This window comes from Paenibacillus sp. 598K (assembly GCF_003851045.1).
GTDB lineage: Bacteria > Bacillota > Bacilli > Paenibacillales > Paenibacillaceae > Paenibacillus_D.
Genome location: NZ_BFBX01000065.1, coordinates 69268 through 95089, shown reverse-complemented (window position 1 = coordinate 95089; position 25822 = coordinate 69268). Strand labels below are relative to the sequence as shown.

Here is a 25822-nt window from a genome sequence, read left to right as displayed (position 1 = left end):
GTCCATGATGGCTCATTCATATCGTGTGTGGCAAATTTCGTGCCTGCGCGGACGGATCATTCTTCCGATCGCTGTTGTCCACAGATTTTTCATTATATTAGGGTTTATTGTTCCGACCAGGCAACTTTTCCATCCACGATGGTGGTCACTGGCCAGCCTTGCAGCTTCCAGCCGCCGAACGGCGTGTTGCGGCCCTTGGAGAGGAACGTCTCGGTGATGACGTCCTGCTCGCTGTGCAGATCGACGATCGTGATGTCGGCTGGCGCGCCTGCGACCAGTTGGCCGCTCTCGAGTCCGAACACGCGGGCCGGGTCAACGGTCATCCGTTGCAGCAGGAAGCCCAGCGTCCACTTGCCGGTCAGGACGAACTTGGTGTAGAGCAGCGGGAAGGCCGTCTCGAATCCGACGATGCCGAACGGAGCCAGCTCCAGCGCCCGCGACTTCTCCTCCTGGCTATGCGGCGCATGGTCGGTAACGATCATGTCGATCGTGCCATCCTCGAGCCCTTCGATGACCGCCTGCACGTCGCGCGGGCTCCGCAGCGGCGGGTTCATCTTCCAGTTGGCGTCCATGCCCGGGATGTCCTCGTCCGACAGCACCAGGTGATGCGGACATACCTCGGCGGTGACGCGGATGCCGATCGCCTTGGCCTGGCGGATCAGTCGCACCGACTGCTCGGTGCTGACATGGCATACATGGTAGTGTACGCCTGTCGCCTCCGAGAGCAGGATATCGCGGCCGACATGGATCGCTTCCGACTCGTTCGGGATACCCTTGAGGCCGTGCTTCTCGGCGAACTTGCCTTCGGTAAAGGCAGCTCCCACCACCAGCGAGTCGTCCTCGCAGTGAGCGATGATCGGCATGTTCAGCGACACCGCCAGCTTCATCGCATCCTTCATCATCTGCGCGTTCTGCACGCCGACGCCGTCGTCGGTGAAGCCGATCGCGCCTGCTTCTTTGAGGGCTGCGAAGTCCGTCAGCTCGCGGCCGAGCTCGTTTTTGGTGATCGCCGCATATGGCAGCACCTTGACGACGCCTTGTTCAGCGGTCTTGTCGAGGATGTAGCGCACGGTCTCCGGCGTATCCGTCACCGGTCGCGTATTCGGCATGCAGGCGATGGTCGTGAAGCCGCCCTTCGCTGCCGAGCGGGTACCGCTCTCGATATCTTCCTTATATTCGAAGCCCGGGTCGCGCAGGTGGACGTGCATATCGATGAAGCCAGCCGAGACGAGCTTTCCGGCAGCGTCGATTACCTCGTCGCCATTCGTCTCGGGGCTGACATCCGCCTCCAGCACACCGGCGATCCGATCGCCTTCGATGCGCACATGCTTCGTCTCGAGCTCACCCTTCTCCTGGTTCCACACCTTGCCGTTCAGTATCCACAATGCCACTCTATATCGTCTCCCTTCGATTTTAGCTAAGCGCTCGCTCGATGACCGCCATCCGCACCGGCACGCCATGGCTCATCTGTGTGAAGATGCGCGACTGCGGATGCTCCACCAGCTCGTCGTCGATCTCGACGTTGCGGTTGACCGGGGCCGGATGCATGATGATCGCATGCGAGGCGATCCGTGCCGCGCGCTCGGTCGTCAATCCGTACTGACTGCGATACTCCTCTGCTGAGCGGATCATGCCGCTCTCGTGACGCTCGAGCTGTACGCGCAGCATCATCACCACATCGGCCTGCAGCGCCTCGTCCATCGTCACATAAGGCGCGTCCAGCTCTGTTGCCTGCATGTTCGGCGGCGCGCAGAACACGACGCGAGCGCCGAGCGCGCGCAGCGCCCACAGATTGGAGCGGGCGACGCGGCTGTGCAGAATATCGCCGATGATGGCGACCGTCAGCCCGGCCAGCTCGCCGAACTGCTTGCGCATCGTGTACAGGTCGAGCAGCGCCTGCGTCGGGTGCTCATTGTTGCCGTCGCCAGCGTTGATGAGCGGCACCCGTATGCGCTCGGCCAGCTCAGCCAGCAGCCCGATCGGCTTGAGACGGATGATGCCAGCGTCGATGCCCATCGATTCGAGCGTCCGCACCGTATCGTAGATCGACTCGCCCTTCTCGACGCTAGAGGCGGCCGCCGTGAAGTTGAGCACCTCGGCGCCCAGCCGCTTCTCCGCCACCTCAAAGGAGAAGCGAGTCCGCGTGCTGTTCTCAAAAAACATATTCGCTACGAACTTGCCAGAGATGACCGGCTGCACCTTCTCCGGCTGACTCTCCCAATAGGCCGCGCGATCGAGAATCGAGAGAATTTCTTCTTTGTCCATATCCTTCAGGCCTAGCAAGCTCCTCTGTCTCAGCTGCGTAATCGTCATGCTTGCTGCCCCCTCTGTTGGATGATCGTTACTTTGTCTTCGCCGTCCAGTTCGCTCAGGCTTACCTCGATCTTCTCCAGCTTGGAGGTCGGTACGTTCTTGCCGACGTAGTCGGCGCGAATCGGCAGCTCGCGATGTCCCCGGTCCGCTAGCACCGCTAGCTGGATCAACTGCGGCCTCCCGTGATCCATCAGCGCGTCCATCGCCGCCCGGATCGTCCGGCCCGTATAGAGCACGTCGTCGAACAGGATGACCCGCTTGTCCTGCAGTGCCAGCGACTGCCCCGCTTCGTCGACGCATGCCGCTCCGCTCGATACCGGGCGTGTGCTGCGATCGTCGCGATAGCTCGTAATATCCAGCTCGCCAACCGCGACCTGCTTGCCTTCGATCTCGTGGATGCGCTCGGCGAGCCGGCGAGCCAGGTAGATGCCGCGCGTCCGGATGCCGACGAGCACGCAGTTGTCGATGCCCTTGTTTTTTTCCAAGATCTCATGGGCGATCCGGGTCAGCGCTCGTCGGATCGATGTCTCGTCCATAATATCATGACGTTCCTCGCTCACGTTACCCCTTCTCCTTCCTGGCTGGGCTACACAACAAAAACTCCTTGCGCAGGGCGCAAGGAGTTATGCATGTCCTCAAAAGCTGCCGACACGGACATGACGAAGGTCCAGACCGAATTATACCGGTACTGGTCCTGCATCAGGGGATCGACGCCTCTTCAAACGCACGTTACCTTGACAGCCTCACGGGACTGAACTTAAAGGCACTTCGTTTCATTAAGAAGCATTATCCCACGTTCGACAAAAGAAGTCAATAGTTTTGCCTGCCGCCTGCCCGCCGCTCGGAACCGCTGTCGCTGCCCCGGCTTCGTGTCTTTACAGGCTCAGCTTGCGGATTCGCTCGACCGCTCTTTCGGTATTCTCGCGGCTGCCGAAGGCCGTCAGGCGGAAGTAGCCTTGACCGCTCTGGCCGAAGCCGACGCCCGGCGTACCGACGATATTCGCCTCGGACAGCAGCTTGTCGAAGAAGGCCCACGAGTCCATGCCGTTTGGCGTCTTCAGCCAGATGTACGGAGCATTGACACCGCCGTATACCTCAAGGCCCAGCGATTGCAATCCGTCGCGGATGATCGCCGCATTGGTCATATAGTAGTCGACCAGCTCGGCGATTTGCGCTTGACCTTCGGCCGAGTAGATCGCTGCCGCGCCGCGCTGCGTCACGTACGAGACGCCGTTGAACTTGGTCGTGTGACGGCGATTCCACAGATCATTGACCAGCACTTCGTTGCCTGCAGCGTCGCGAGCCTTCAGCGCGCGCGGCACGACCGTATAGGCGCAGCGTACGCCGGTGAAGCCTGCCGTCTTGGAGAAGCTGCGGAATTCGATGGCCACTTCGTGGGCACCTTCGATCTCGTAGATGCTATGCGGCACCTCTTCCTCGCGGATGAACGCTTCGTACGCCGAATCGTAGAGGATGATGCAGTTATTGGCGCGAGCATAGTCGACCCACGTTTTCAGCTCGTCCTTCGTCAGCGTCGTGCCTGTCGGATTGTTCGGGTAGCACAGGTAGATGACATCGACCTTCGATTGCGGCAAGCTTGGCTTGAAGTTATTCTCCGCATTGGATGGCAGATAGACGATGCTTTCGTATTGGTTTTTGTCCTTGTTGAACGAGCCGGAGCGGCCTGCCATGACATTCGTGTCGACATAGACCGGATAGACCGGGTCCTGTACAGCGACGATGCTGTCCTGGCTGAAGATCTCCTGGATGTTGCCGACGTCGCACTTGGAGCCATCGCTCACGAACACTTCATTGCTCTGGATGTCGATGCCGCGCGACTTGTAGTCGCCCTCGATGATCGCATTGACGAGGAAGTCGTAGCCTTGCTCCGGGCCGTACCCGCGGAACGTTCCGGCTTCAGCCAGCTCGTCGACCGCTGCATGCATCGCCTGCGTGATCGCTGCCGGCAGGCCGCGCGTCACGTCGCCGATCCCGAGGCTGATGATCTCCGCATTCGGGTTCTCCTGGATAAACTTCGTACGACGCTTGGCGATTTCCGAGAACAGGTAGCTGCCTTGCAGCTCGAGGAAATTCTGATTGATCTGTGTCATTGTATATAAACACCTTCCTATGCATTGAATTGGAACGCCTGCGCACAGCGGCTTCCTAACGTATTCAGCATAGCTCAGTTCCCTGTGTCGACATAATGCAGGATGTAGCGAAATGTTTGCACTATTTGCATCGATGCAAGGGAAAACGGCACATCGCAAGGCGATGTGCCGCGGTTACGTCGTCCTCTGTGGGCCCACTCCAGCAATAGCTAGCTCTGACGTAGTATGTCCAACTCCCGTACAAAATCGGCCGGAAGCGGCGCTTCGTATTCATGGTATGCGCCGGTGCGCGGATGATCGAAGCCGAGCACGGCCGCATGAAGCGCCTGCCCTGGCAGAGCGATCGTCTTGTTGCGGCCATAGACCGGGTCGCCGGCAAGCGGATAGCCGATATACTTCATATGGACGCGAATCTGGTGCGTCCTGCCCGTCTCCAGCTTCAGCTCTACCAGCGTAAAATCGCCGATCCGCTCCAGCACGGCAAAATGCGTCACCGCATCCTTGCCGCCGCGATCCGTCACCTTGAACAGCTTGCGATCCTGCGGGTCGCGTCCGATCGGCGCATCGATCGTGCCATGGTCATGCGGCAGATTGCCGTGCACCAGCGCGATATATTTGCGCGTCACGGTATGTGCCTTGAGCTGCTCAGCCAGCGCATGGTGCGCGAGGTCGTTTTTGGCCGCCATTAGCAGCCCTGTCGTGTCCTTGTCGATCCTATGCACGATGCCGGGCCGCAGCTCGCCGCCGATGCCCGCAAGGTCCTTGCAGTGATACATCAGCGCGTTGACGAGCGTGCCGTCAGGATGCCCTGCCGCCGGATGGACGACCATGCCGCGCGGCTTGTTGACGACGATCACATCGCCATCCTCATAGACGACCTCGAGTGGAATATCCTGCGGCGTCAGCTCGGCCGACTCCAGCGCCGGCGGCATCACGACAATCCGATCCTCCGCTGCCACCTTATAGTTCGGCTTGACTGTCCGTCCGCCGACCTGCACATGACCGCCGCGTATCCAGTCCTGGATCTGGGTCCGGGACACCGACTCCTCCTCGAGCGCCTCGGCGAGCAGCTTGTCCAGCCGTTCGCCGGCGCCTTCGTCGTCGATGATCATCTCCCACGCTTCTTCTTCATTAGATACGTTGTTAGACGGGTTGCTTGTATTCTTGGTCATGATCGTCTCCATTTTGCTTGTCAGCTTTTTGTTTGTCTTCATTCTTGATGTCGAGGATCGTGTCGAGCAGGATCAGACCGACGCCGATGACGATGCCCATATCGGCCACGTTGAAGATCGGGAATGTCCACGAGCCGAAGTTAAACTGCAGGAAGTCGACGACCTCTCCCTTGGTCGCACGATCGAGGAAGTTGCCAAACGCGCCGCCGAGCACCAGCCCGAGTGCACAGAGCAACCGGATCTTGCCGGAATTGCGATTCATGTAGATGTAGCCGACGATGCCGATGACGACCAGCGAGGTAACGATGATGAAGAACAGCGTCTGCTCCTGCAGGATGCCGAAGGCCGCACCCCGGTTGCGGTGAGAGGTGATAATGAAGAAATTGCCGAGCACCTGAATCTTGTCGCCGATCTCCATCTGGGTTTCGATGAGCTTTTTGGTCACGAGATCGAGGATGAATACCGCGATGGCGATCACATAATAATAATATTTCACTTGATTTACTCCCCCCGGCTAGATAACTGTAATCATCCCAAATATTGTAGCATACGCTCAGGCCTGGTTGCCAGCAAACCGGGTGCCAAAATTTCGCGGTCCTGCGGCAGCGCTGCCCGGCGCCCCGCGTCGATTAAAAAAAGCCGCCTCCGCAAATGCTAGAGGTGGCTGAACTTAAGTTGAACCAACTGCAGCCGAATCCAATATCGGAAGGCGGCGAAATATGAATTCTTTATCCCCTCATCAATTGTCTGCCTTGTCGAATGAACTGAAACGCCAGCGACAACGACTCGAGGATCAGCTCGACGAGAACAACGCCTTCGGTCTGGCAGCTTCGCTCCGGGATGCTACCGGCGAACTGTCGACGCTCGACAACCATCCTGCCGATCTCGGCTCCGAGCTGTTCGAGCGGGGCAAGGATCTCGCCTTGCTGGAGCAAGCCGAGCTGGCCTTGATGCGCACCGAGGAAGCGCTGCGCGCCATCGAGGACGGCCGTTACGGCCGCTGCATGGCATGCGGCGACGACATCCCGTTCGCCCGTCTGCAAGCCGTGCCGGAGACGCTTTTCTGCACCGAGCATGCACCGCGTCGTCACGTCTCGGATCGCCGACCGATTGAGGAGCAGCTCCTGCAGCCGCCCTTCGGTCGCACCAGCATGGACGAGCCGGAAGCGTACAACGGCTTTGACGGCGAGGACAGCTGGCAGATCGTCGAGGCGTGGGGCAACTCCGATTCGCCAGCGATGGCCGAGCATGATGTCGCCGACTACGCGGAGATGGGCATCGAGTCCGGCGAGCCGGACGGCTATGTCGAGGACATCGAGAGCTTCCTTGCCACCGACATGACCGGCACGCAACGCTATTTTTACCGCAATCGCGCCTATGACGAGTTTATGCACAGCGAAGAGGAGCAGAGCGCCGATTAAGACGTGTCTGACAACGCCCTAATACGACTTGCCCTCCAGCTGATTCTGGACGATCTTGACGATGTCTGCGATATAGTCGCCGATGATCGGCAGATTAAGCGCGCCGAGCATTTGCAGCACGTAGAGGATCGTCGCAGCGAAGAACGTAAAGCCGATCGCGATGCCGACGCCGCGCGCCGTGCCAGCGAGCAGATTGCGCCAGATCAGCGATCTTGGCCGGTTCAGCAGCTGCACATAATCGGCGATCATCGAGCGCTCCATATCGACCGTTACCTTTTGCAGCCGCGTCTCCAGCGCTTCCAGCGCGCTGCGGAGCTGATCCCAGTCTCTCGTCTCGTCCTTGTCCGCCATCGAGCTTCCCCCTCATATGCAGCAACATCGAAGACGAGCTCTTTACCTAGGTAGAGAGCTCGCTTCGCGTACCGGGTCTTCTACTACCAGTATATCCGGTTTATTGCAGGGAAATTCCGATCGTTTTGTCCCCCAGCTCGACGCGCTCCATATCTGCGGCTTCGCCGAATGCCACCGAAGTCAGCAGCACATTGTCTTGCAGCACATGGTCAAAGGCGACCAACGCCTCCCGCAGCTCCTCGTCTACGGACAATGTCAGCGCCACCCGCTTCTCGATCGCCAGATCGCGCTTCTTGCGCGTATCCTGAACGGCGCGGATCACCTCGCGTACCCAACCCTCCTGGATCAGCTCCGGCGTCACCTCGGTATGCAGCGCTACCGTCAGACTGTTGCCGGAGGCGGCAGCGTAGCCGGCCTTCGCCTGCTTCTCGACGAGCAGCTCCTCCTTGTCGATGACGATCGTCTCGCCGGAGTCGGCGGTGTAGGTCAGACTGCCGCTCAGCACCGCTTCGCGCGTCTGCTCCGGCGCCAGTCCTTTCAGGTAGGCCTGGATCGGCCCAACCTGCTTGCCGTACTTGCGTCCGGCCAGCTTCAGATTGAGCTTGAGTGTGAAGTCGACGAAGCCGCTGTCGCCTTGCTCAATCTCGATCGCCTTGACGTTGATCTCATCCTTGATGATCTCCTCGTAGGCCGCCAGCTCGAACGGGCCGTCCAGCGAGACGATCAGCTTGGCGAGCGGCTGCCGCGTCTTGATGCCCGTCTCGTTGCGGACATTGCGCGCCAGCTCGACGATGCTGCGCGCCGTCTCCATGTCGCGCTCCAGCTCGCTGTCGATCAGCGACTCGTCGGCGACCGGGTAGTCGGTCAGATGGATGCTGCCCTCGCCGCCCAGATTACGGTGCACTTCGTCCGCCAGCATCGGCGCATACGGCGCGATCAGCCCGGAGAGCGTCAGCAGCACCTGACGGAGCGTCTGGTACGCTTGCAGCTTGTCATCGGTCAGTCCGCTGCCCCAGAAGCGGTCGCGCGAGCGGCGGATGTACCAGTTGCTCAGCTCGTCGACGAACGTCTCGATTGCCTTGGCCGGGTTGAGGAAGTCATTGGCCTCCAGCCCTTTGCTCACTTGCTGGATCAGCGTATGCAGACGCGAGACGATCCAGCGATCCAGCTTGTTGTCTGCCGCCTGCTGCGGATGCGCCTGCGGGTCATAGCCGTCGATCGACGCATAGAGCGCGTAGAAGGCGTGGGTGTTGACGATCGTGTCGATCACCTTCGACTTCGCTTCGCCGACGATGCCCTTGGAGAATCGCTTGCTGTTCCACGGCGCGCTGTCGGCCAGCAACGCCCAGCGGAAAGCATCGGTGCCGTACTCGTTGATGATCTCCCACGGATCGATGACATTGCCCTTGGACTTCGACATCTTCTGGCCGTTCTCGTCGAGGATATGGCCGGTCGAGATGACCGCCTTGTACGGCGCTTTGCCATTGTAGAGCGTAGAGACGGCCAGCAAGCTGAAAAACCAGCCGCGCGTCTGGTCGATGCCCTCGCAGATCATATCCGCCGGATACTGCTGCGCGAAGCGCTCCTCATTCTCGAACGGATGATGCTGCTGGGCGAACGGCATCGAGCCGCTGTCGAACCAGACATCGATCACCTCGGAAGTGCGGGTCATCGTGCCGCCCTCGCAGTGCGGACAGCGCAGATGGATGCCGTCGACGTAAGGCTTGTGCAGCTCGATATCCTCCGGCACGTCCTCGATCGCCCGTTCCCGCAGGTCGGCGATGCTGCCCGGCGCATGCTCGCCGCCGCAGCTGTCGCACACCCAGACGTTCAGCGGCGTGCCCCAGTAGCGATTGCGGCTGATGTTCCAGTCGACCAGGTCCTCGAGGAATTTGCCGAAGCGGCCCTCGCGGATATGGCCTGGATACCAGTCGACGCCATTGTTGTTGGCGATCAGCTGCTCCTTGACTGCGGTGGTCTTGATAAACCAGCTCTCCGTCGCATAGTACAGGAGTGGCGATTTGCAGCGCCAGCAGAACGGATAGCTATGCTCGTAGCGCTCCTTGCTGAACAGCAGCCCGCGCTCGCTCAGCATCTTGACGATATCGACGTCGCAGTCCTTGACGAAGCGGCCGGCTAGATCCGTCACTGCCTCGACATAGCGACCCGACGTATCGACAACGCTTAGCATGCTCAGCCCGTGCTGACGCACCGCCTTGTAGTCGTCCTCGCCGTGCGCCGGCGCCAGATGGACGATGCCGGTACCGCTGCTGTCGGTGACGAAGTCGGCGGCGATCACGACATGACCGTTCTCGACCGTCGCATAGGCGAACGGCGGTACATACGCCAGTCCGGCCAGCTCCGAGCCCTTCACCGTGCCCAGCACCTCGTGCTCGCCCTTGACGACGCTCTCGACCAGATTCTCGGCGACGATGACGACATCGCCGTCCACGCGCACGCGGCTGTACGTCAGCTCCGGATTAACCGCCAGCGCGACGTTGGCCGGCAGCGTCCACGGCGTCGTCGTCCAGGCGAGGATTGCTTCCTCGCGATCCTTCAGACGGAACTTGACGGTCGCGCTCAGATCCTTGACATCCTCGTAGCCCTGCGCCACCTCATGCGAGCTCAGCGTCGTCTGACAGCAAGGGCAATACGGGCTGACGCGATGGCCGCGATAGAGCAGACCTTTGTCATGGATCGTCGAGAGGATATGCCAGACGCTCTCGATATAACGATTGTCGAGCGTGATGTACGGATCATCCATGTCGGTCCAGTAAGCAATCGCCTCGGTCAGCTCGCGCCATTGCTTTTCGTATTCGAACACGCTGGCCTTACACTTCTTGACGAATTCCTCGATGCCATAGTTCTCGATCTCCTGCTTGCCCGAGATGCCGAGCTGCTTTTCGACGCCGAGCTCGACCGGCAGACCATGGGTATCCCAGCCTGCCTTACGGACGACCCGATAGCCGGTCATCGTCTTGTAGCGACCGATGAAATCCTTGATGACCCGACCCAGCACGTGGCCGATATGCGGCGCGCCGTTCGCCGTCGGCGGCCCTTCGTAAAATACGAAGTTTGGCTTGCCCTCGCGATTGTCGATCGATTGCTTGAACGTTCCTTCCCGCTCCCATTGCTCCAGCACCCGCAGCTCCCGCTGACGGGCGCGCTCCTTGACGTCTACACGTTGCACTCTCGTCATCCTTTCTCATTGTCCAATCTGGACCCTATTGATATTATTGGCCTTCTCAGCAGCGCTTCTTTCGTTGCAGCGCCCGCAGGCGGCCCTTTTGGCCGTTTAGCGAAAGTTTCTTTCGTTGCAGCGCGCACCCTTCTTCTGCAAACGTTTCGAGCAACAAAAAAAACCTCTCCCAAAAGGGACGAGGTTTACTCGCGTTACCACCCTACTTCCGATCCCCTGCCCAAAACAGAACAGGCGCAATCGGCGCTCTAGTCGCGGACAATGATCCGCACTCCATGGTAACGGTGGACACCCGGCAGCACCTACTCTTTTAGAGGAAGTTTAAAAAGGGCGCTTTTGATCACGATGCCATCCCGGAGAAGCCGACTCGACGTCGAATCTTGAATGCCATTTAAACTTCCGGTGCTCACGTAGGCTCACCTACGCTCCGCTCCTCATTTTAAATGGCCTCCAACCTTCTCGGTGCTGAAAAGCGACCTTTTTAAACCTTAATTTAAAAGTTTAAAAAGCGCGCTTTTGATCATATTGCAATCAAGCCCCAACCTACCTCTAATGCTTCGGCGTTGCTTCTCGGAGAGGATCTTCGGCTGCAGTCTGAACATCGGCTCTCAGCAATCGCCGACTCTCTGGTGATCATCCATGCAACGTACTCGTTCTCGTCATCGAAGTTACATATACCTTGTTAGTATTCCCTATTTATAACGCGTTTCAAACCGTTTGTCAACGTTCGAGAGCGGCCTCCTCGGGCTGCGGCGCCTCCAGCGCGTCCCAGTCGTCCTTGCTCAGCATCTCGAGCTGCGCTTCGACGAGCATCCGGAACCGGGAGCGGTAGATCGAGGCCTGCTTCCTCAGCTCCTCTACCTCCAGCGACACTTTGCGCGATTTCGACAGCGAATCGTTGATGATCCGATCGGCGTTTTTCTCGGCTTCCTTGATGATTAGCTGCGCTTCCTTTTTGGCGTTGCCCTTCACTTCATCGGCCGCTTCCTGAGCGACGATGATCGTCTTGCTGAGCGTTTCCTCGATATTAGCGAAGTGGTTCAGCTTTTCCTGCACCGCCAGCAGCTGATTTTGCAATTCCTTGTTTTCGCGGATCAGCGACTCGTAATCCTTGATTACCTGATCGAGAAACTCGTTGACCTCGTCCTCGTCGTACCCGCGCAATCTGCGGCCGAATTCCTTGTTATGTATGTCCAATGGCGTTAACGGCACTGGCGCACCTCCTATCGAAATGACGATCCCCTCAGCTTTCAATCAACCAATTCGACAATTAGGCGCAAAATCCTTCAATCGCTCAAATAAATTTGCCCGCTCTGACGCGTATCCGGCCTTTCTTGGTCACTCCTTCGACCTCCAGCAGCTTGAACCGGCCAAGACCCTGAATTGAGACGACATCGCCTTCCTTGAGCAGTCTCGACGGGTCCTCCGTCACCTTCCAGTTGACCCGGCAACGACCCGCCCGGATCGGCTCGACGATGCGCGCCCGGCTGAAGCGATGGACATCGCTGGCGATCCCGTCCAGTCGCATCGATGCGACCGACAGACTCATCTCCTCGAACTCCGACACCGATGGCCGCAGCTCTGCGAGTGGCAGCACCTCCGTTAGTACAGCGGCGCGGTGCACCTGCCGCAGATGGACGTTCAGATACGAGGCGATCTCCTCCGTCACCAGACAGTGGCAGCTGTGCTCATGCACATGGATGTCGCCGACGCGGTCCCGCTTGATCCCAAGGCCCAGGATAGCGCCCATGTAATCGCCATGATCCAGCTCCAATGGGCTGCGGTCGCTCGCTGCGATGGCGAGTACGGCTATGCCGATCGGCTCTGCCTCGAGCGGTCGGTAATCCGGCGCGACGATCGCGCGCTGCCGCTCGGCGCCCTCGTAGCCGCCGTCCAGACGCAGGTGCACGTCGGGATGACGCTGCGCCAGCGTACGCAGGATAAAGGCTTGACGGGGATCGAGGAAGTCGGTTCGCTTCACCTCATGCCAGTCGCCCGCCCGGTCCACCCACTCGGAGGCCCGGTCGATGAAGGGGCGTTCGTCCGGGTGAAAATGCTCATATATATCTTGATTCATCACATTCGCTCCAGGTCGCTTCTACATAAAGTAGGTGATGACGGCGATCAATCCCGCCGCGACGAACTGCAGCGCGAACACCGCGAGGATCGGGGACAGATCGAGGACACCGCCGATCGGCGGGATGATCCGACGGAACACCGACAGGTAAGGCTCGACGAGCTTGCCCAGCAGTTCGCCGATGAAGCTCTCCCTCAGGTTAGGCAGCCATGACATCAGCACGTAGCCGATAATCATGAAGGTATAGATCGTTCTAAGTCTCTGAATAAACTCCACTACTACTAATTCGCTCAACGAAAGGTCACCTCATTTTGTTGTACTCAACATCCTCCGCCATCATCTCCGTGATGGTGCCCTGAATTTCGACCGAATCCGGCGTGCACAGGAAAATATGGGGTCCGAGTTTGGAAATGTTGCCGTTCAAAGCGTATACTGTACCGCTCAAAAAGTCAACGACGCGGACCGCCTGCTCCTTGCGCACCCGCTGCAAATTGACGATGACCGGACGTCGCGAGCGCAGATGGTCGGCGATCTCCTGGGCTTCGTCGTAGGTGCGGGGCTCGATGAGCACGACGCGGACATTTTTCTGGGAATGAATACTGACGACGTTGTTGCTTTTTGGTTGTTGTTGCTGTTGCTTGCGCGCCTCAAACGCATTGTCCTGCTCCGACTCCTCTTGGGTCGGCGTCATTACCTTCTCGCGCTCAATGACTTCTTCTTCTTCCTGCAAGCCGAGAAAGTTCATAAAGCGGTTCATAACACCCATTACGCTTCCTCCTCCTTGCCCACCAGGACGGTGCCCAGCCTCAGCCAGGTCGCTCCCTCCTCGACGGCAATCTCAAAATCGTTGGACATACCCATCGACAACTCGTGTAATGGCTCAGGCAGCACAGCCGCCCGATTCAACTCATCCCGTAGCTCGCGCAATCGCCGGAATACCGGCCGCGTCTCCTCCGGCTCCGCCTCGTAAGGAGCCATCGTCATCAATCCGGCGGGCTGAATAAACGGCAGATCAGCCAGCGATGCGGCAAACCCGCGCAGCTCCTCCGGCTGCAGGCCGTGCTTCGTGTCCTCGCCGGAGACGTTGACCTGCAGCAGGCAGGGCACCCGAATGCCGAGCTGCTCGGCCTTGCGGTTAATCTCCTTGGCGAGGGAAGGCCTGTCCAGCGAGTGAATGCAGGCGAACCGCCCGACCACCTCCTTGACCTTGTTGGTCTGCAGAGAGCCGATAAAATGCCAGGTTAGAGCAGGTCCATTAATATCCTGTAGCGCATGCCATTTCGCCTGGGCGTCCTGCCAGCGATTCTCACCGAGCTGCAGCAAGCCGTGACGGACAGCCTCTATCGTCGTCTCGGTCGATACGTACTTGGTTACCGCGATAATTCGGACCTCTTCGCGGTTGCGTCCGCTGCGCGCGCAAGCCTCCTGGATGCGACGCTCTACTTCATCTATGCGTTGCTGCATTGTTGTCAAGCCGTACTCACCTCTTCTCCATGCCGATCCAGCTGGCCATCCTTCCCGTCCGGCCTCCCTCCATCCGATGGGAGAAGAACAGATCGGTCCGACAGCCGGTACATCGGGTACTTAATTCGATATGCATCGGCAATATTCCTGCTTTTATCATAATCTGTCGGTTTATTTCTTTCAAGTTCAGCCGCCCTTTGCCCGGCTCGGTCTCCTCCAGCATCCCACTGAGATCCGCATCATTCTCAGCTGCAAGCTCCTCGATCAGCGGTACAGCGCGAGTCAGGACAGGCTCGTCGACCTCATAGCAGCAGCTGCCGATCGCCGGTCCGATCGCCGCGCGCACCTCTGCTGGGTTACAGCCGTACCGCTCCTCCATCTCCCCGAGCGTAGCTTCCGCGATCCGCAGCACGGTTCCCTTCCAGCCGGCATGCGCCAGCGCCACGACCTCATGACGCGGATCGTAGAAGTAAAGCGGTACGCAGTCGGCGTAGAGCGAGGTCAGCAGAACGCCCTTCTCCGCCGTCACCACCGCATCGCAATCCGTCAGCGCATCCTCGCGGCTCAGCCGGCCGCGTCCCCGCTCGCAGGCGCCGACATGGCGGACGACGGCGCCATGCACCTGCTCGCTGCTCGTCCATGCCTCGGCCGACCAGCCGATCGCCTCGGCGACGAGCTCGCGGTTGCGGACGACGGCGGCCGGATCATCTCCCACATGCAGGCCGACATTCAGCGACTCCCAGGGCGTCCCGCTGACGCCGCCATGCCGCCCCGTGAATCCAGCCGTCAAGCCTGGATAGCGCTCTACCCAGGCAGACAATACGTATAGAGATGGACGCTTCTCCGCATCCATCGCAGCAAATGGCTCCATCCTCATCACCTCTGTACCAGTGTACCACAGGTGAGGCCTAGCTTTCGAGCGCAGCGGCTGCCCTAGAGCGGCTCGTTGTCCTGCTCCTCATACCGGTAGGTCTTGCTATCGTCCCGGTACGCCTTGTTGTCGTCGAGCCGGACAAGCACGACATCCGCGCCGATCTTGACGATATTGCGCCACGGGATGACGACGTCCGCACCGCCGCCCATCAAGCCAAAGAACCGCGTATACGCCGGGACGACGATCGAGTCGATACGCCCCTGCCTCAGGTCCAGCTCGAGGTCGCTCACATGGCCAAGACGTTTGCCGTCGACGATATTGATAACATCCTTGGATTGAAAATCTGATATTTTCAAGGCTCCCACCGCCTTTTCGAGTCTTCTGTGCCGGCTTGTCGGACTGGCCTGACCGACAGCTCCGGCATTCCTACTATCACTATATGTTGACCCTAGGCAAACATACACAGCGGATTTTGCACACTTGTCATCCCTAATTCTAACGCTTGCACCGCAGCCTTATTTCTTCAAATGCAAGGGCTCTCGTTCTAACGCTCTCGCCCAGGAGCTTATTCCGGTAAAATCGTGCTGGAATGGGCGTTTCTCCGAAAATAAGTGCCGTGGCGAGCATTACAGTCATGATGGTGCTAGTCAGCATGATAAACCAGCTGTACCGTCCTTTAGCGGCGTAACAAGCTTCTTTCCGGAGACAAAAAAAGGGACAGCGCGTGCGCCATCCCTTGTCCCGTAAGCCTTTATCCGTGCCTTTACACTAGTCTCTACTCGCCTACTCCTTAACATTCCCTATGCCTTTGCAGCCCCCTTCACTCGTCTATGCCTCTAAACGAGTGTACTCGCTTTGCCTGTAGACGCTCATGTCTTATCTTGCGTCAAGTCTTCACATGCTTTTGCATCTGCTGGATCGCCGACTTCTCGAGTCGTGACACCTGCGCTTGCGAGATGCCGATCTCGTCGGCGACCTCCATCTGCGTCTTGCCCTCGAAGAAGCGCATCGACAGGATCATCTTCTCGCGGTCGCCCAGCTTGTGCATGGCCTCGCGCAGCGCGATCTCCTCGATCCAGGTAACATCCTTGTTTTTGTCGTCGCTGATTTGGTCCATGACGAAGATCGGGTCGCCGCCATCCTGATAGATCGGCTCAAACAGCGATACAGGGTCCTGGATCGCATCGAGCGCGAACACGATGTCCTCCTTTGGTACATTAAGCGCCTCTGAGATCTCGAAGATCGTCGGTTCGCGGGAATTTTGATTGGTCAGGCTGTCCCTGACCTGTAGGGCCTTATAGGCGATATCCCGCAAGCTCCGCGAGACGCGGATCGGATTATTATCTCTAAGATAACGTCGGATCTCTCCGATAATCATCGGCACGGCGTAAGTGGAGAATTTGACGTTTTGCCCAAGATCGAAATTGTCGATCGCCTTCATCAGTCCGATGCAACCGACCTGGAACAAATCATCGACGAATTCGCCGCGGTTGTTAAACCGTTGTATCACGCTGAGCACCAGCCGCAGGTTGCCATTCACCAGCTTTTCTCTTGCGGACAGCTCCCCCCTCGTCTGCAATGCCGTGAATAGCTCTCTCATCTGGGCGTTGGTGAGGACAGGCAGTTTGGCAGTATCCACTCCACAGATTTCAACTTTGTTTCGGGTCAACGTGATTACCTCCCAAGGAGAAACATTACTGTACATTATCCCCTTGGCCACCCGAATTATTCCTTCGTTAGCAACGTTGCATTCGCCTTGAAAATCCGTTAAAATGCACTGTTAACGACTTGGGTCAGTAGCTTAAACCATCTTGTTGAACTCCTTGCGGAGCCGTTTGATAATGCGCTTCTCAAGCCGCGAAATGTACGATTGGGAGATGCCGAGCAGGTCGGCGACATCCTTCTGCGTCTTCTCCTCGCCGTCGGTCAGGCCAAAGCGCAGCTCCATGATGATCCGCTCCCGCTCCGTCAGCTTTTCCAGCGCCTTATGCAACAGCTTGCGGTCTACCTGCTCCTCGATATTGCGGTAGATCGTATCATTTTCAGTGCCCAGCACATCCGATAGCAGCAGCTCGTTGCCGTCCCAGTCGATGTTGAGCGGTTCATCAAAGCTGACCTCGGAGCGCGTTTTGCTGTTGCGCCGCAGATACATCAAAATTTCGTTTTCAATGCAGCGAGAAGCGTAGGTGGCGAGCTTGATTTTTTTCTCCGGATCGAATGTATTGACCGCCTTGATCAGCCCGATCGCGCCGATCGAGACGAGATCCTCGATATGAATGCCGGTGTTCTCGAATTTGCGAGCGATGTAGACGACAAGCCGCAGGTTGCGCTCGATGAGCATCGCCCGGATGGCCGCATCGCCCGTCGTCAGCTTGCCGAGCAGATACTCTTCCTCTTCGCGCGTCAATGGCGGGGGCAGCGCTTCGCTGCCGCCGATGTAATAGATCTCGTTGCTTTTTAACCCGAATAAAAACAGCACACGGTAATAATATAACTGCAGGACCAATCTCCACTTCACAACCATGCGTGCAAGCCTCCCTGTCGTCAACCGTCATGAGACGACGATTCGTTAGATTCTGACATGAGCGATGGGTGTATTATTGCCTGATACACATCGTCTGCCGACAGTTTGCCGCCATCCAGACCGATCAGCACCCTGTGCGTTTCAATGATCCTTCCCTCCTGCTCGATCCGTACCCGATCCGGTTTGAGGGCCAACATGAATTGCGTACCGCGATTGATTCCTCGGTAGGGTACCAGTCTCAGCCGATCCTGCCAGACCCCGCTCTCCTCGCCGAGACCGGACACGAGTCGGTCAACCTCCGACTCCCGGATGCGCTCCAGCCACGAGGCTGGCAGCTCCTCCCGCCATAGCGTCGCCTCCATCACCATCACCGGGATGCGTGTCAGCGGATCATAGAGATGATTGCCCGTATCGACCAGCCCTTTGCACTTGCATTCCTTGTCGTCGATGTACACCGTTACCCAGACCACGTGCTGGCCGATCTGCTCCCGGCGGCGGCGGGCAGAGAGCACGCTGCGATAGATCAACAAGCCTGCCGCCAGCAAGACAGCCAGCAGCAGCAAGCCCAGATTCAACTCCAACCCCATCCCTCCGGATCGTGTGAACCATAGACCGCTCCACAGCTCGCTTGAGCTCTGCAACAAGTAATAACCGCCTAGCACCGCGCCGGCTGCCGCAAAATTCACGCCGTAGAACGCCGCCACATGCCGGGCAAAGGTCTGCAGTCCGCCAAAGCCAAAAGCGGTCCAGAGCATCAGGAGCGAGAGCGCGATCTTGATCGCAAAGGTGAATAAAAACGATACCGGCGGGAAGAGCATCATCGCCGCGTAACAAGCGCCAATCGCTGCCGCGGCAGCGAGACGCCACTTGCGCGGGCGGATCCCCCTTACCCATGCCGTTACATACAACAAGCCGCCGTCAATCACAAAGTTCAACAAAAAAACAAGGTCGATGTACACCAACGGATCGGTTCACCTCCTGACTTGACGCGCCTGGGACAGTGAACCACCGGCGGCACCCTCCGGCGGAAACGGTTGAGACTAGTATAGTAAAATACTATTTCAATGTCTGTCTAATCATGCCGTCATGACCGATCTTTTTTTGTCGAGGAACGCCGTTGTCCTCTCCTGCGCAGCTCGTCCAGCGCTCTAAAAAAGCGCAACAAAAAAGCCGGGCCTTATCGAACCGGCTACGGTCCAATAAAACACAGCTCTAACGTTGACTGTTGATATTAACGATCATTGCGCGGACGATTGCGCAGGAATGCAGGAATATCCAGCTGATCGCTGCTCGTCGGGGCGCCAAATGTCTTCGGCGTGGACGACGGCTGACGCTGCTCGCCGGATGTATCTGCGGCAGGCTGGCCTGGCGCGCGACGGGCAGGGTCCGGACCTTTATGCTCGAAGCCGGTCGCGATCACCGTTACCTTGATCTCATCCTTCAGCTCCTCGTCGATAATCGCACCGAAGATCATGTTTACCTCAGGGTCCGATGCGGCAATGACGATCTCTGCCGCTTCATTAACCTCGTACAGCGACAGATTCGAGCCGCCGGTGATGTTCATAATGACGCCGCGCGCGCCATCGATCGACGTCTCCAGCAGCGGGCTCATGATCGCCTTGCGCGCTGCCTCGGCCGCACGGTTCTCGCCGGTCGCTACGCCGATCCCCATCAGCGCCGAGCCGCGCTCGGTCATGATCGTCTTGACGTCAGCGAAGTCAAGGTTGATCAGACCCGGTACCTTGATCAGATCGGAGATGCCTTGGACCGCTTGGCGGAGCACATTATCCGCTTCGCGGAACGCTTCGAGCATCGGCGTCTTCTTGTCCACGATCTCGAGGAGACGGTCGTTCGGGATGACGATCAGCGTGTCGACCTTATCCTTCAGCGCCTCGATGCCGAACTCGGCTTGTCCCGAGCGTTTGCGGCCTTCGAAGGTGAACGGACGCGTCACGACGCCTACGGTCAGCGCGCCGCATTCGCGGGCGATCTCGGCGATGACAGGCGCCGCTCCCGTACCGGTGCCGCCGCCCATGCCGGCCGTGACGAACACCATGTCTGCACCCTTCAGCGTGTTCGCGACGAGATCGCGGGATTCCTCAGCCGCCTTTTTGCCGACCTCGGGGTTTGCGCCTGCTCCGAGACCTCTTGTCAGCTTGTCCCCGATCTGCAGCTTATGCTCCGACTTGGCGAGATGCAACGCCTGTGCATCCGTATTTACGGTTATAAATTCAACGCCCTGGACGCCGTGGTCGATCATGCGGTTAACTGCATTGCTGCCCCCGCCGCCCACGCCGATCACTTTGATCTGCGCCAGCTGCTCCATATCAAAATCGAACTCCAACATTCTGTTTCCCCCGATCAAATAAATTCACTAAACATATTTTTTATCCGCTCAAACAGGCCGGGCTTGGATGGCTCTGCGGGAGCTGCCTTCCGATGGCCCGATTTTTTCGGAGCATTGGCCGGGCGGTTGCGCATATATTTCGATACGTACTGAATCATACCGACGCCGCTCGTAAAGGCCGGGTCGCGAACGCCGATATAGTCGGGCACCGCGATACGTACCGAAGACTCCAGCTCGCTCTGTGCGAGCGGCAGGACGCCGGCCATCGAGACCGTACCTCCCGTTAATACGTACCCGCCGACCTTGTCGCCGAAACCAAGCCGGCGAACCTCCTGCCGGACCAGGTGGAAGATCTCCTGCATGCGGGGTTCGATAATATTGGCCAGATCGACCTGGGTAAATTCCTTCTCGACATTGCTGCCCATACGCATCACCTTGAAGTGCTGATCGTCGGCGGCGCTGTCGATCAAGGCGCAGCCATACTTGAGCTTGATCTTCTCGGCCTGCTCCGTCTGCGTGCGCAAGCCGTAGGAGATGTCGTTGGTGACGTATTCGCCGCCAATCGGCAACGTCGACGTAGCGACCAGACTGCCTTGCTCAAAGATGGCCAACGTGCACGAGCCCGCTCCGACATCGACGAGCACCGTTCCCATCATCTTCTCATCCTTGGTCAAGGCCATCTGGCCGGAAGCCAGCGACATCAGGATTACGCCGGAGATATGAAGCTCCGCCTTCTCCACACAGCGCATCAGGTTATGTATCGCCGTCTTGGCGCCGGTGATGACGGTCGCCTCCACCTCGAGACGGACACCGATCATGCCGCGCGGGTCTGAGATGCCGTCGAGCCCGTCGACCAAAAACTGCTTCGGCACCAACCCGATAATCTCCCGCTCTGGCGGCAAGGCCACAACCTTGGCAGCCTGCAATACGCGTTCGATATCGTCCTCGCCGATTTCGCGATCTTCATTGGAGACCGCGACGACGCCATGATTGGTCGCCAGACCGATATGATTGCCTTGAATGCCGACATAAACGTCGGTAATCTGAATCCCTACCATACGTTCCGCGTGATCCACCGCATTGCGGATCGACTGGACCGTCTGATCAATATCAACAATTGCCCCTTTCCGAATCCCTTCCGAGTCGGCAGATCCAACACCAATAATATTAATGGCTCCATTCGTAATCTCGCCAATAATAGCACGTACCTTGGATGTACCGATGTCCAAACTAACAATGATGTCGCTGCTGCTCACTGCGGCACCTCCGTTTCGCTAGAGAATAATTTACGGTTTTCAACACACTGAATCTACTTATTCAACGCGCTTTATATTATCCCTCTTTTTTCAACAATATTTTTGCCCAGGAACATTATGCCATCTGAATGGGCAAAACCCGCGACAGATAAGGCTTCTGCTCTCCCTGCCTTGCCTGAGAGCTCGCAAACTCCATAAATAAAATTCTACCATTGTTTAAAGGTATTGAGTAGTCTAATTTTCATTAGAATCTTCACTTTCTGAAGCATCTGGGACGTATGGCGTATAGGTGTCCGCTAGCAGCAATGTCAGCTTGCCCGGCTCCTGTGTCTCGACGATCGCGTGGAGCGTAGGCAGCTTCTCCCGGAGCAGCGATATGGCCGTAATCACTTCAAACTGCGTCCGCGTATAAATCTTGATCCGGTCGGGATATGACTTGGACGGCGCCGGGATAATCTCCGACAAGTCGGCCAGTTGCTCCGGTGGAATCTCCCCCAGCAGCTGGCTGAGCTCCGCCTTGTTAGGATCATCCGCCTCCCACATCGAGAGCACCGGCTTGTCCACCACATACTCCTTGCCCTGCAGATCCACATGCGCTCCGCCCGCTAGGATCGCCGTCATCTCGCCGCGCGGCGAGATCTCAAAGGCGACGGCCGGATATTCCTGGACATGGATGCTGACCTTGCCGGGGAACGCCTTGGCCATGATCGCTTCCTGCACAGGGGGCAGCCGTTCGGAGATGCGACGGCTCACTTCCTCGGTGCTGAAGCCGAAATAAGCATCCCCGGCGTGCAATCCAGCAGCCGCCATGATTTCTTCATTGGAGACAAAGGCATTGCCCGAAATCGTAATCGATGAAATTTTGCTCATGGAAGAATTAAAAAAAAGAACGGCTAATAAAATAAGAAATAACAGGAAGAGAACGGCAATCAACCTGCGGTTGCCGCGGCGTCTCGCCTTCGGCTCTCGCAATATCGGGATCTGCTCGGACACCTCGCTCCTCCTCCTTTGGCAGTGTGGAATGTATACCTGCGGCAGCATGCCGGCTGCAACTGCCGGACTGTCGCAGGCTTGCGGCACGTCAGGGCTTGGCCGCTGCGCCGCCAAAAAACATCCGGTTCCTCCTCCAGGCAGGTAAGAGGAAACCGGCAAACGTACATTGTCCTTGCATCTTGCTGCGCCTGGCTCTCAGCCAGACACCGACTGGGTGCCGCTGACCGAGGAGAAACGTGTAATCCGCGCTCCCAGCCGGGAGAACATCGTCTCGATCCGATCATATCCCCGGTCGATATGATGGACCTGTTCAACAATCGTCTTGCCCTGCGCCGCCAGACCAGCGATCACCAGCGCTGCGCCTGCGCGCAGATCGGTCGCCGCCACCGCAGCCCCGTACAATCGCGACACGCCGCGGATAAAGGCGCTGTTCATATCGACCCGGATGTCCGCTCCCATGCGCGCCAGCTCATCGACATGACGGAACCGACCCTCGAAGATCGTCTCCTTTATCACGCTCACGCCGTCGGCCAGCGCCAACAGCACCATCACCTGCGACTGCAGATCCGTCGGGAAGGCCGGATATGGCGAGGTGACGATCCGATCGATCGACCGAAGCCTGCCTCGGCTGCTGACCTTAATTATATCACCGTCCGCCGTCACTTCAACTCCAGCCCTGCGCAGCACATGGATCAGCGAAGTCAGATGGGCGGGGTTGGTGTTATGGAGCACGACTTCGCCTCCTGTAACCGCAGCCGCCACCATCACCGTGCCGCTGACGATACGATCAGGTATGACCTTATAACGACCAGGAACGAGCGACTGTACCCCTTCGACCGTTATCGTATCGCTGCCTGCACCGGACACCTTAGCCCCCATATGGTTCAAGAAGTTTTGAAGATCCTGGATTTCCGGCTCCCTTGCCGCATTGTTAATCGTCGTCACGCCGCTCGCCAGTACAGCAGCCATCATCAGATTTTCTGTCGCGCCTACGCTTGGAAAGTCCAGATGAATCTCCGCTCCGATCAAGCCTTGCGTCCGACAGATAATCCGACTGCCCTGCTCCTCAATCTCAGCGCCCAGCATTTGCAGTCCGCGTAGATGGAGGTCAATCTTGCGTTCACCGATCGCACAGCCTCCCGGCTGGTAGATCTCTACCTTGCCGAATCTGGACAATAAAGGCCCCATCAAAAAGATCGAGGATCGCATTTGCCGCATCAACGCCTCCGGCACGTGTGCGGAATGAGCCGCGGTCGTATCCAGCGACACTGTATGACCGTTATGATCGGCGCGGCAGCCCAGCTCGCGCAAAATCTCCAGCATCACTTCAATGTCGAGCAGCCGAGGCACATGGTCAAGCGTGACAGTACCCTTGACCAGCATACTGGCTGCCAGGATCGGCAATGCGGCGTTTTTTGCGCCTTGGATAACAATGGATCCTGAGAGTGGTTTCCCGCCTTCAATCACCAATTTGTCCAATCTATCACCTCCGATTTACCGCTCGCCCACCACCAGTACTTCCGGCACCAACTCAATTCCGTAACGTTCCTTGATGATGCGCTGCGTTTGCCCTATGAGGGTGAGGACATCCTCTGCGGTCGCTTGCCCGATGTTGACGATGAAGTTGGCATGCTGCTCGGAGATTTGGGCGCCGCCGCAGGTCATCCCCTTCAGACCCGCTTCCTCGATGATGCGCGCGGCATGGTCGCCGGGAGGGTTGCGGAAGACGCTGCCGGCCGAGGCCATCTTGAGCGGCTGCGTACGCATCCGCCGATCCTTGTAGGACGCCATCGCCGCAGCGATCTCCTTGCGATCCCCCGCTTCGAGCGCGAAGCCAGCTCGCACCACTACACCGCCCTGCTCCTGCAGGATGGAGTGCCGATAAGCGAACTTCATCTGCTCCTTGTCGTAACGGACCAACTCGCCGGTACCCAGGACGATATCCGCGTAATGCAGGATACGGGATACATCCGAGCCATGCGCGCCTGCGTTCATGTAGACGGCGCCGCCTACCGTGCCAGGGATGCCGCCTGCGAACTCCAGGCCGGTCAGCCCCGCTTTGCCTGCCAGCACCGACAGCTTGATGAACGAATGCGCAGCGCCCGCATGAACGAGATGGTCTTCAAAGCGTGCATAATCGAGACCGGTCCCGGGCTTCAGGACGACACCGCGGATGCCGTGGTCGCTGACGAGCATGTTGGAGCCGCGTCCGAGCGCTGTCCAGCTCACGCCGTGCTTATGGAGCAGAGCGACGATGCCGATCATTGCTTCTTCGCCGGAGGGCAGGATGAGGAGATCTGCCGGGCCGCCGATTTTCCACGTGGTATGCGCGGCCAGCGGTTCGTTGATTCTGATTTCCCCCCAGTCGTTGTCATGGATAAGTTGGATGATCTGCTGCATAAGCTGTGCCTCCTTCATGCTGCTCTGCTACTGCGCCATCAGGGTCTCCTCCCGGGCTTGGGATCCCACGCCTCTTGGGCATGCAACAACCGGTGCGCTCCCGGCCGCGCACGCTATGAGAGCCTGCGCAACCTTCAGAAGCGATCGCGATTATACCCTATCCTATGCCTGAGGCCATAGCAGTGTGACAAACGCCTATATCGTCATGCCCGGCCGACGATGCGCTGCAGCTCCGCAGCAATCCGCACAGCCGCTTCCGGCATGCCCAGACCAAGCGAGGCCTCGCTCATCGCCGCCAGCCGTGCTTTGTCCGAAGTGACAAGGCGGATCGTCTCAAGCAGCCGCTCGCCGCTCAGCTCGCGCTCGAGGATCATCTCGGCCGCCCCGGCATCGACAAGACTGCGGGCATTGGCCTCCTGATGGTTGGCCGTCACGTTGGGCGAAGGGACAAGGATCGACGGCAGGCCGAGCGCCGTAATCTCTGCCAGGGATGAAGCGCCCGAGCGACTGATGACGAGCGCAGCGTCGGCCAGCACCTCCGCCATATTATGAATATAAGGGCGAATATGAAGGTTGTCAGGCCGCCCGCCTTCTCTTGCCTCGAGCCGGCGCAACGTCTGTTCATAATAGATCTCGCCGGTGACGAAGACGAGCTGGATATCCCGAAGCGTCTCCAGTTCGCCCGCCATATCCAGGATCGCTTCATTAAACGCCTTGGCCCCGCGGCTGCCGCCGACACAGAGCACCAGCTTGCGTCCGCCGCGCAAGCCGAGCGAGGCGAGCCCTCGCCCGCGCTCCGCCTGCAGCACCGCAGTGGCGCAAGGGTTGCCGGTATACACCGCCTTCTGCCCCTCCTTGCCGAAGCGGGACAGCGACGCTTCGAAGCTGACTGCGACGACGGAGGCATAGCGGCTCAAAAACTTGTTGGTCAGGCCCGGGTCGACATTTTGCTCGTGGATCAATGTCGGAATGCCGAGCGCAGCGGCAGCGTAGACGACCGGCCCGCAGACGTAGCCGCCGGTGCCGACGACCACATCGGGCTTGAAGCTGCGGAGCAGCTGCTTGGAGCGGCTCACGCCGCGGAAGAAACGGATGATCGTCCGGACATTGTCCAGCGACAGCTTGCGCTTGAAGCCGGTAATATCGATTGCTTCGAACGGCACGCCGGCCTCCGGCACGATCCGGCTCTCCAGGCCGCGCTCCGTGCCAATGTAGAGCAGCTCGCTCTCCGGGTCGGACTGCCGCATCTGACGGCCGATTGCCAGCGCCGGGTAGATGTGACCGCCGGTGCCTCCGCCCGTCAATACTATACGCATCAGT

At 58.6% G+C, this 25822-nt stretch carries 25 protein-coding genes; 1 reads left to right on the top strand and 24 read right to left on the bottom strand.

Going from position 1 to position 25822, the window contains the following annotated elements:
• Nucleotides 1-104 precede the first annotated feature (104 nt).
• The 6 genes from PA598K_RS18995 to lspA all read right to left on the bottom strand — a co-directional run bounded on the left by PA598K_RS18995 (nucleotide 105) and on the right by lspA (nucleotide 6092).
• Entirely contained in the window at nucleotides 105-1391 is a 1287-nt protein-coding gene (locus PA598K_RS18995) for a dihydroorotase (RefSeq protein ID WP_128658473.1), read from the bottom strand.
• Between the two features lie 22 nt (nucleotides 1392-1413).
• Nucleotides 1414-2313: an aspartate carbamoyltransferase catalytic subunit gene (locus tag PA598K_RS18990; protein WP_128658472.1), complete on the bottom strand. Its 900-nt coding sequence runs from the start codon at nucleotides 2311-2313 to the stop codon at nucleotides 1414-1416.
• Entirely contained in the window at nucleotides 2310-2873 is a 564-nt protein-coding gene (pyrR, locus tag PA598K_RS18985; protein ID WP_128658471.1) for a bifunctional pyr operon transcriptional regulator/uracil phosphoribosyltransferase PyrR, read from the bottom strand. The genes PA598K_RS18990 and pyrR overlap by 4 nt, the downstream gene beginning before the upstream one ends.
• A 315-nt stretch (nucleotides 2874-3188) precedes the next feature.
• Nucleotides 3189-4424: an LL-diaminopimelate aminotransferase gene (locus PA598K_RS18980; RefSeq protein WP_128658470.1), complete on the bottom strand. Its 1236-nt coding sequence runs from the start codon at nucleotides 4422-4424 to the stop codon at nucleotides 3189-3191.
• A gap of 209 nt (nucleotides 4425-4633) precedes the next feature.
• A complete protein-coding gene (locus PA598K_RS18975) occupies nucleotides 4634-5596 on the bottom strand; it encodes an RluA family pseudouridine synthase (RefSeq protein WP_128658469.1) in 963 nt (320 codons plus the stop codon).
• Complete coding sequence (lspA, locus tag PA598K_RS18970; protein ID WP_128658468.1) at nucleotides 5568-6092, bottom strand: signal peptidase II; 525 nt, start codon at nucleotides 6090-6092, stop codon at nucleotides 5568-5570. Before lspA ends, PA598K_RS18975 begins: the two co-directional genes overlap by 29 nt.
• A 223-nt stretch (nucleotides 6093-6315) precedes the next feature.
• On the opposite strand from lspA, the gene PA598K_RS18965 reads away from it, so the two are divergent.
• On the top strand, nucleotides 6316-7017 hold the full coding sequence (locus PA598K_RS18965) for a TraR/DksA C4-type zinc finger protein (RefSeq protein ID WP_128658467.1): 702 nt from the start codon (nucleotides 6316-6318) through the stop codon (nucleotides 7015-7017).
• An 18-nt stretch (nucleotides 7018-7035) separates the two neighbouring features.
• Here PA598K_RS18965 and PA598K_RS18960 read toward each other — a convergent pair whose 3' ends face one another.
• The 18 genes from PA598K_RS18960 to murG form a co-directional block, all read right to left on the bottom strand.
• Nucleotides 7036-7368 carry a DUF5665 domain-containing protein gene (locus PA598K_RS18960; protein ID WP_128658466.1) on the bottom strand — a complete coding sequence of 111 codons (333 nt, stop codon included), beginning with the start codon at nucleotides 7366-7368 and terminating at the stop codon, nucleotides 7036-7038.
• A 100-nt stretch (nucleotides 7369-7468) separates the two neighbouring features.
• Nucleotides 7469-10558, bottom strand: a complete 3090-nt coding sequence (ileS, locus tag PA598K_RS18955) for an isoleucine--tRNA ligase (protein ID WP_128658465.1) — start codon at nucleotides 10556-10558, stop codon at nucleotides 7469-7471.
• A 729-nt stretch (nucleotides 10559-11287) separates the two neighbouring features.
• Nucleotides 11288-11779 (bottom strand): DivIVA domain-containing protein, encoded by a 492-nt coding sequence (locus tag PA598K_RS18950; RefSeq protein ID WP_128658464.1) that lies wholly within the window; start codon nucleotides 11777-11779, stop codon nucleotides 11288-11290.
• Nucleotides 11780-11861: 82 nt separating this feature from the next.
• The gene (locus PA598K_RS18945; protein WP_128658463.1) at nucleotides 11862-12644 is read right to left on the bottom strand and encodes a YlmH family RNA-binding protein; all 783 of its coding nucleotides are present in this window, start codon (nucleotides 12642-12644) and stop codon (nucleotides 11862-11864) included.
• A gap of 21 nt (nucleotides 12645-12665) precedes the next feature.
• The gene (locus PA598K_RS18940) at nucleotides 12666-12938 is read right to left on the bottom strand and encodes a YggT family protein (RefSeq protein ID WP_128658462.1); all 273 of its coding nucleotides are present in this window, start codon (nucleotides 12936-12938) and stop codon (nucleotides 12666-12668) included.
• Between the two features lie 7 nt (nucleotides 12939-12945).
• Nucleotides 12946-13410: a cell division protein SepF gene (locus PA598K_RS18935; RefSeq protein WP_128658461.1), complete on the bottom strand. Its 465-nt coding sequence runs from the start codon at nucleotides 13408-13410 to the stop codon at nucleotides 12946-12948.
• A complete protein-coding gene (locus tag PA598K_RS18930; RefSeq protein WP_128658512.1) occupies nucleotides 13410-14108 on the bottom strand; it encodes a YggS family pyridoxal phosphate-dependent enzyme in 699 nt (232 codons plus the stop codon). The genes PA598K_RS18935 and PA598K_RS18930 overlap by 1 nt, the downstream gene beginning before the upstream one ends.
• A gap of 16 nt (nucleotides 14109-14124) precedes the next feature.
• Nucleotides 14125-14979 (bottom strand): peptidoglycan editing factor PgeF, encoded by an 855-nt coding sequence (gene pgeF / locus PA598K_RS18925; RefSeq protein ID WP_128658460.1) that lies wholly within the window; start codon nucleotides 14977-14979, stop codon nucleotides 14125-14127.
• A 62-nt stretch (nucleotides 14980-15041) separates the two neighbouring features.
• The gene (locus tag PA598K_RS18920; RefSeq protein ID WP_128658459.1) at nucleotides 15042-15338 is read right to left on the bottom strand and encodes a YlmC/YmxH family sporulation protein; all 297 of its coding nucleotides are present in this window, start codon (nucleotides 15336-15338) and stop codon (nucleotides 15042-15044) included.
• A gap of 530 nt (nucleotides 15339-15868) precedes the next feature.
• Nucleotides 15869-16651: an RNA polymerase sporulation sigma factor SigG gene (gene sigG, locus PA598K_RS18915; RefSeq protein WP_128658458.1), complete on the bottom strand. Its 783-nt coding sequence runs from the start codon at nucleotides 16649-16651 to the stop codon at nucleotides 15869-15871.
• A 132-nt stretch (nucleotides 16652-16783) separates the two neighbouring features.
• Nucleotides 16784-17506, bottom strand: coding sequence for an RNA polymerase sporulation sigma factor SigE (gene sigE / locus PA598K_RS18910; protein ID WP_128658457.1), 723 nt, complete (start codon nucleotides 17504-17506; stop codon nucleotides 16784-16786).
• Between the two features lie 20 nt (nucleotides 17507-17526).
• Entirely contained in the window at nucleotides 17527-18465 is a 939-nt protein-coding gene (gene spoIIGA / locus PA598K_RS18905; protein WP_128658511.1) for a sigma-E processing peptidase SpoIIGA, read from the bottom strand.
• 272 nt (nucleotides 18466-18737) lie between these two features.
• Nucleotides 18738-19853 carry a cell division protein FtsZ gene (gene ftsZ, locus PA598K_RS18900; protein WP_128658456.1) on the bottom strand — a complete coding sequence of 372 codons (1116 nt, stop codon included), beginning with the start codon at nucleotides 19851-19853 and terminating at the stop codon, nucleotides 18738-18740.
• Between the two features lie 14 nt (nucleotides 19854-19867).
• Nucleotides 19868-21109, bottom strand: coding sequence for a cell division protein FtsA (ftsA, locus tag PA598K_RS18895; protein ID WP_128658455.1), 1242 nt, complete (start codon nucleotides 21107-21109; stop codon nucleotides 19868-19870).
• 234 nt (nucleotides 21110-21343) lie between these two features.
• A complete protein-coding gene (locus tag PA598K_RS18890; RefSeq protein ID WP_128658454.1) occupies nucleotides 21344-22102 on the bottom strand; it encodes a cell division protein FtsQ/DivIB in 759 nt (252 codons plus the stop codon).
• Between the two features lie 195 nt (nucleotides 22103-22297).
• Nucleotides 22298-23581 (bottom strand): UDP-N-acetylglucosamine 1-carboxyvinyltransferase, encoded by a 1284-nt coding sequence (gene murA, locus PA598K_RS18885; protein WP_128658453.1) that lies wholly within the window; start codon nucleotides 23579-23581, stop codon nucleotides 22298-22300.
• Between the two features lie 15 nt (nucleotides 23582-23596).
• Nucleotides 23597-24502 (bottom strand): UDP-N-acetylmuramate dehydrogenase, encoded by a 906-nt coding sequence (gene murB / locus PA598K_RS18880; protein WP_128658452.1) that lies wholly within the window; start codon nucleotides 24500-24502, stop codon nucleotides 23597-23599.
• 203 nt (nucleotides 24503-24705) lie between these two features.
• On the bottom strand, nucleotides 24706-25818 hold the full coding sequence (gene murG / locus PA598K_RS18875) for an undecaprenyldiphospho-muramoylpentapeptide beta-N-acetylglucosaminyltransferase (protein WP_128658451.1): 1113 nt from the start codon (nucleotides 25816-25818) through the stop codon (nucleotides 24706-24708).
• Nucleotides 25819-25822 lie beyond the last annotated feature (4 nt).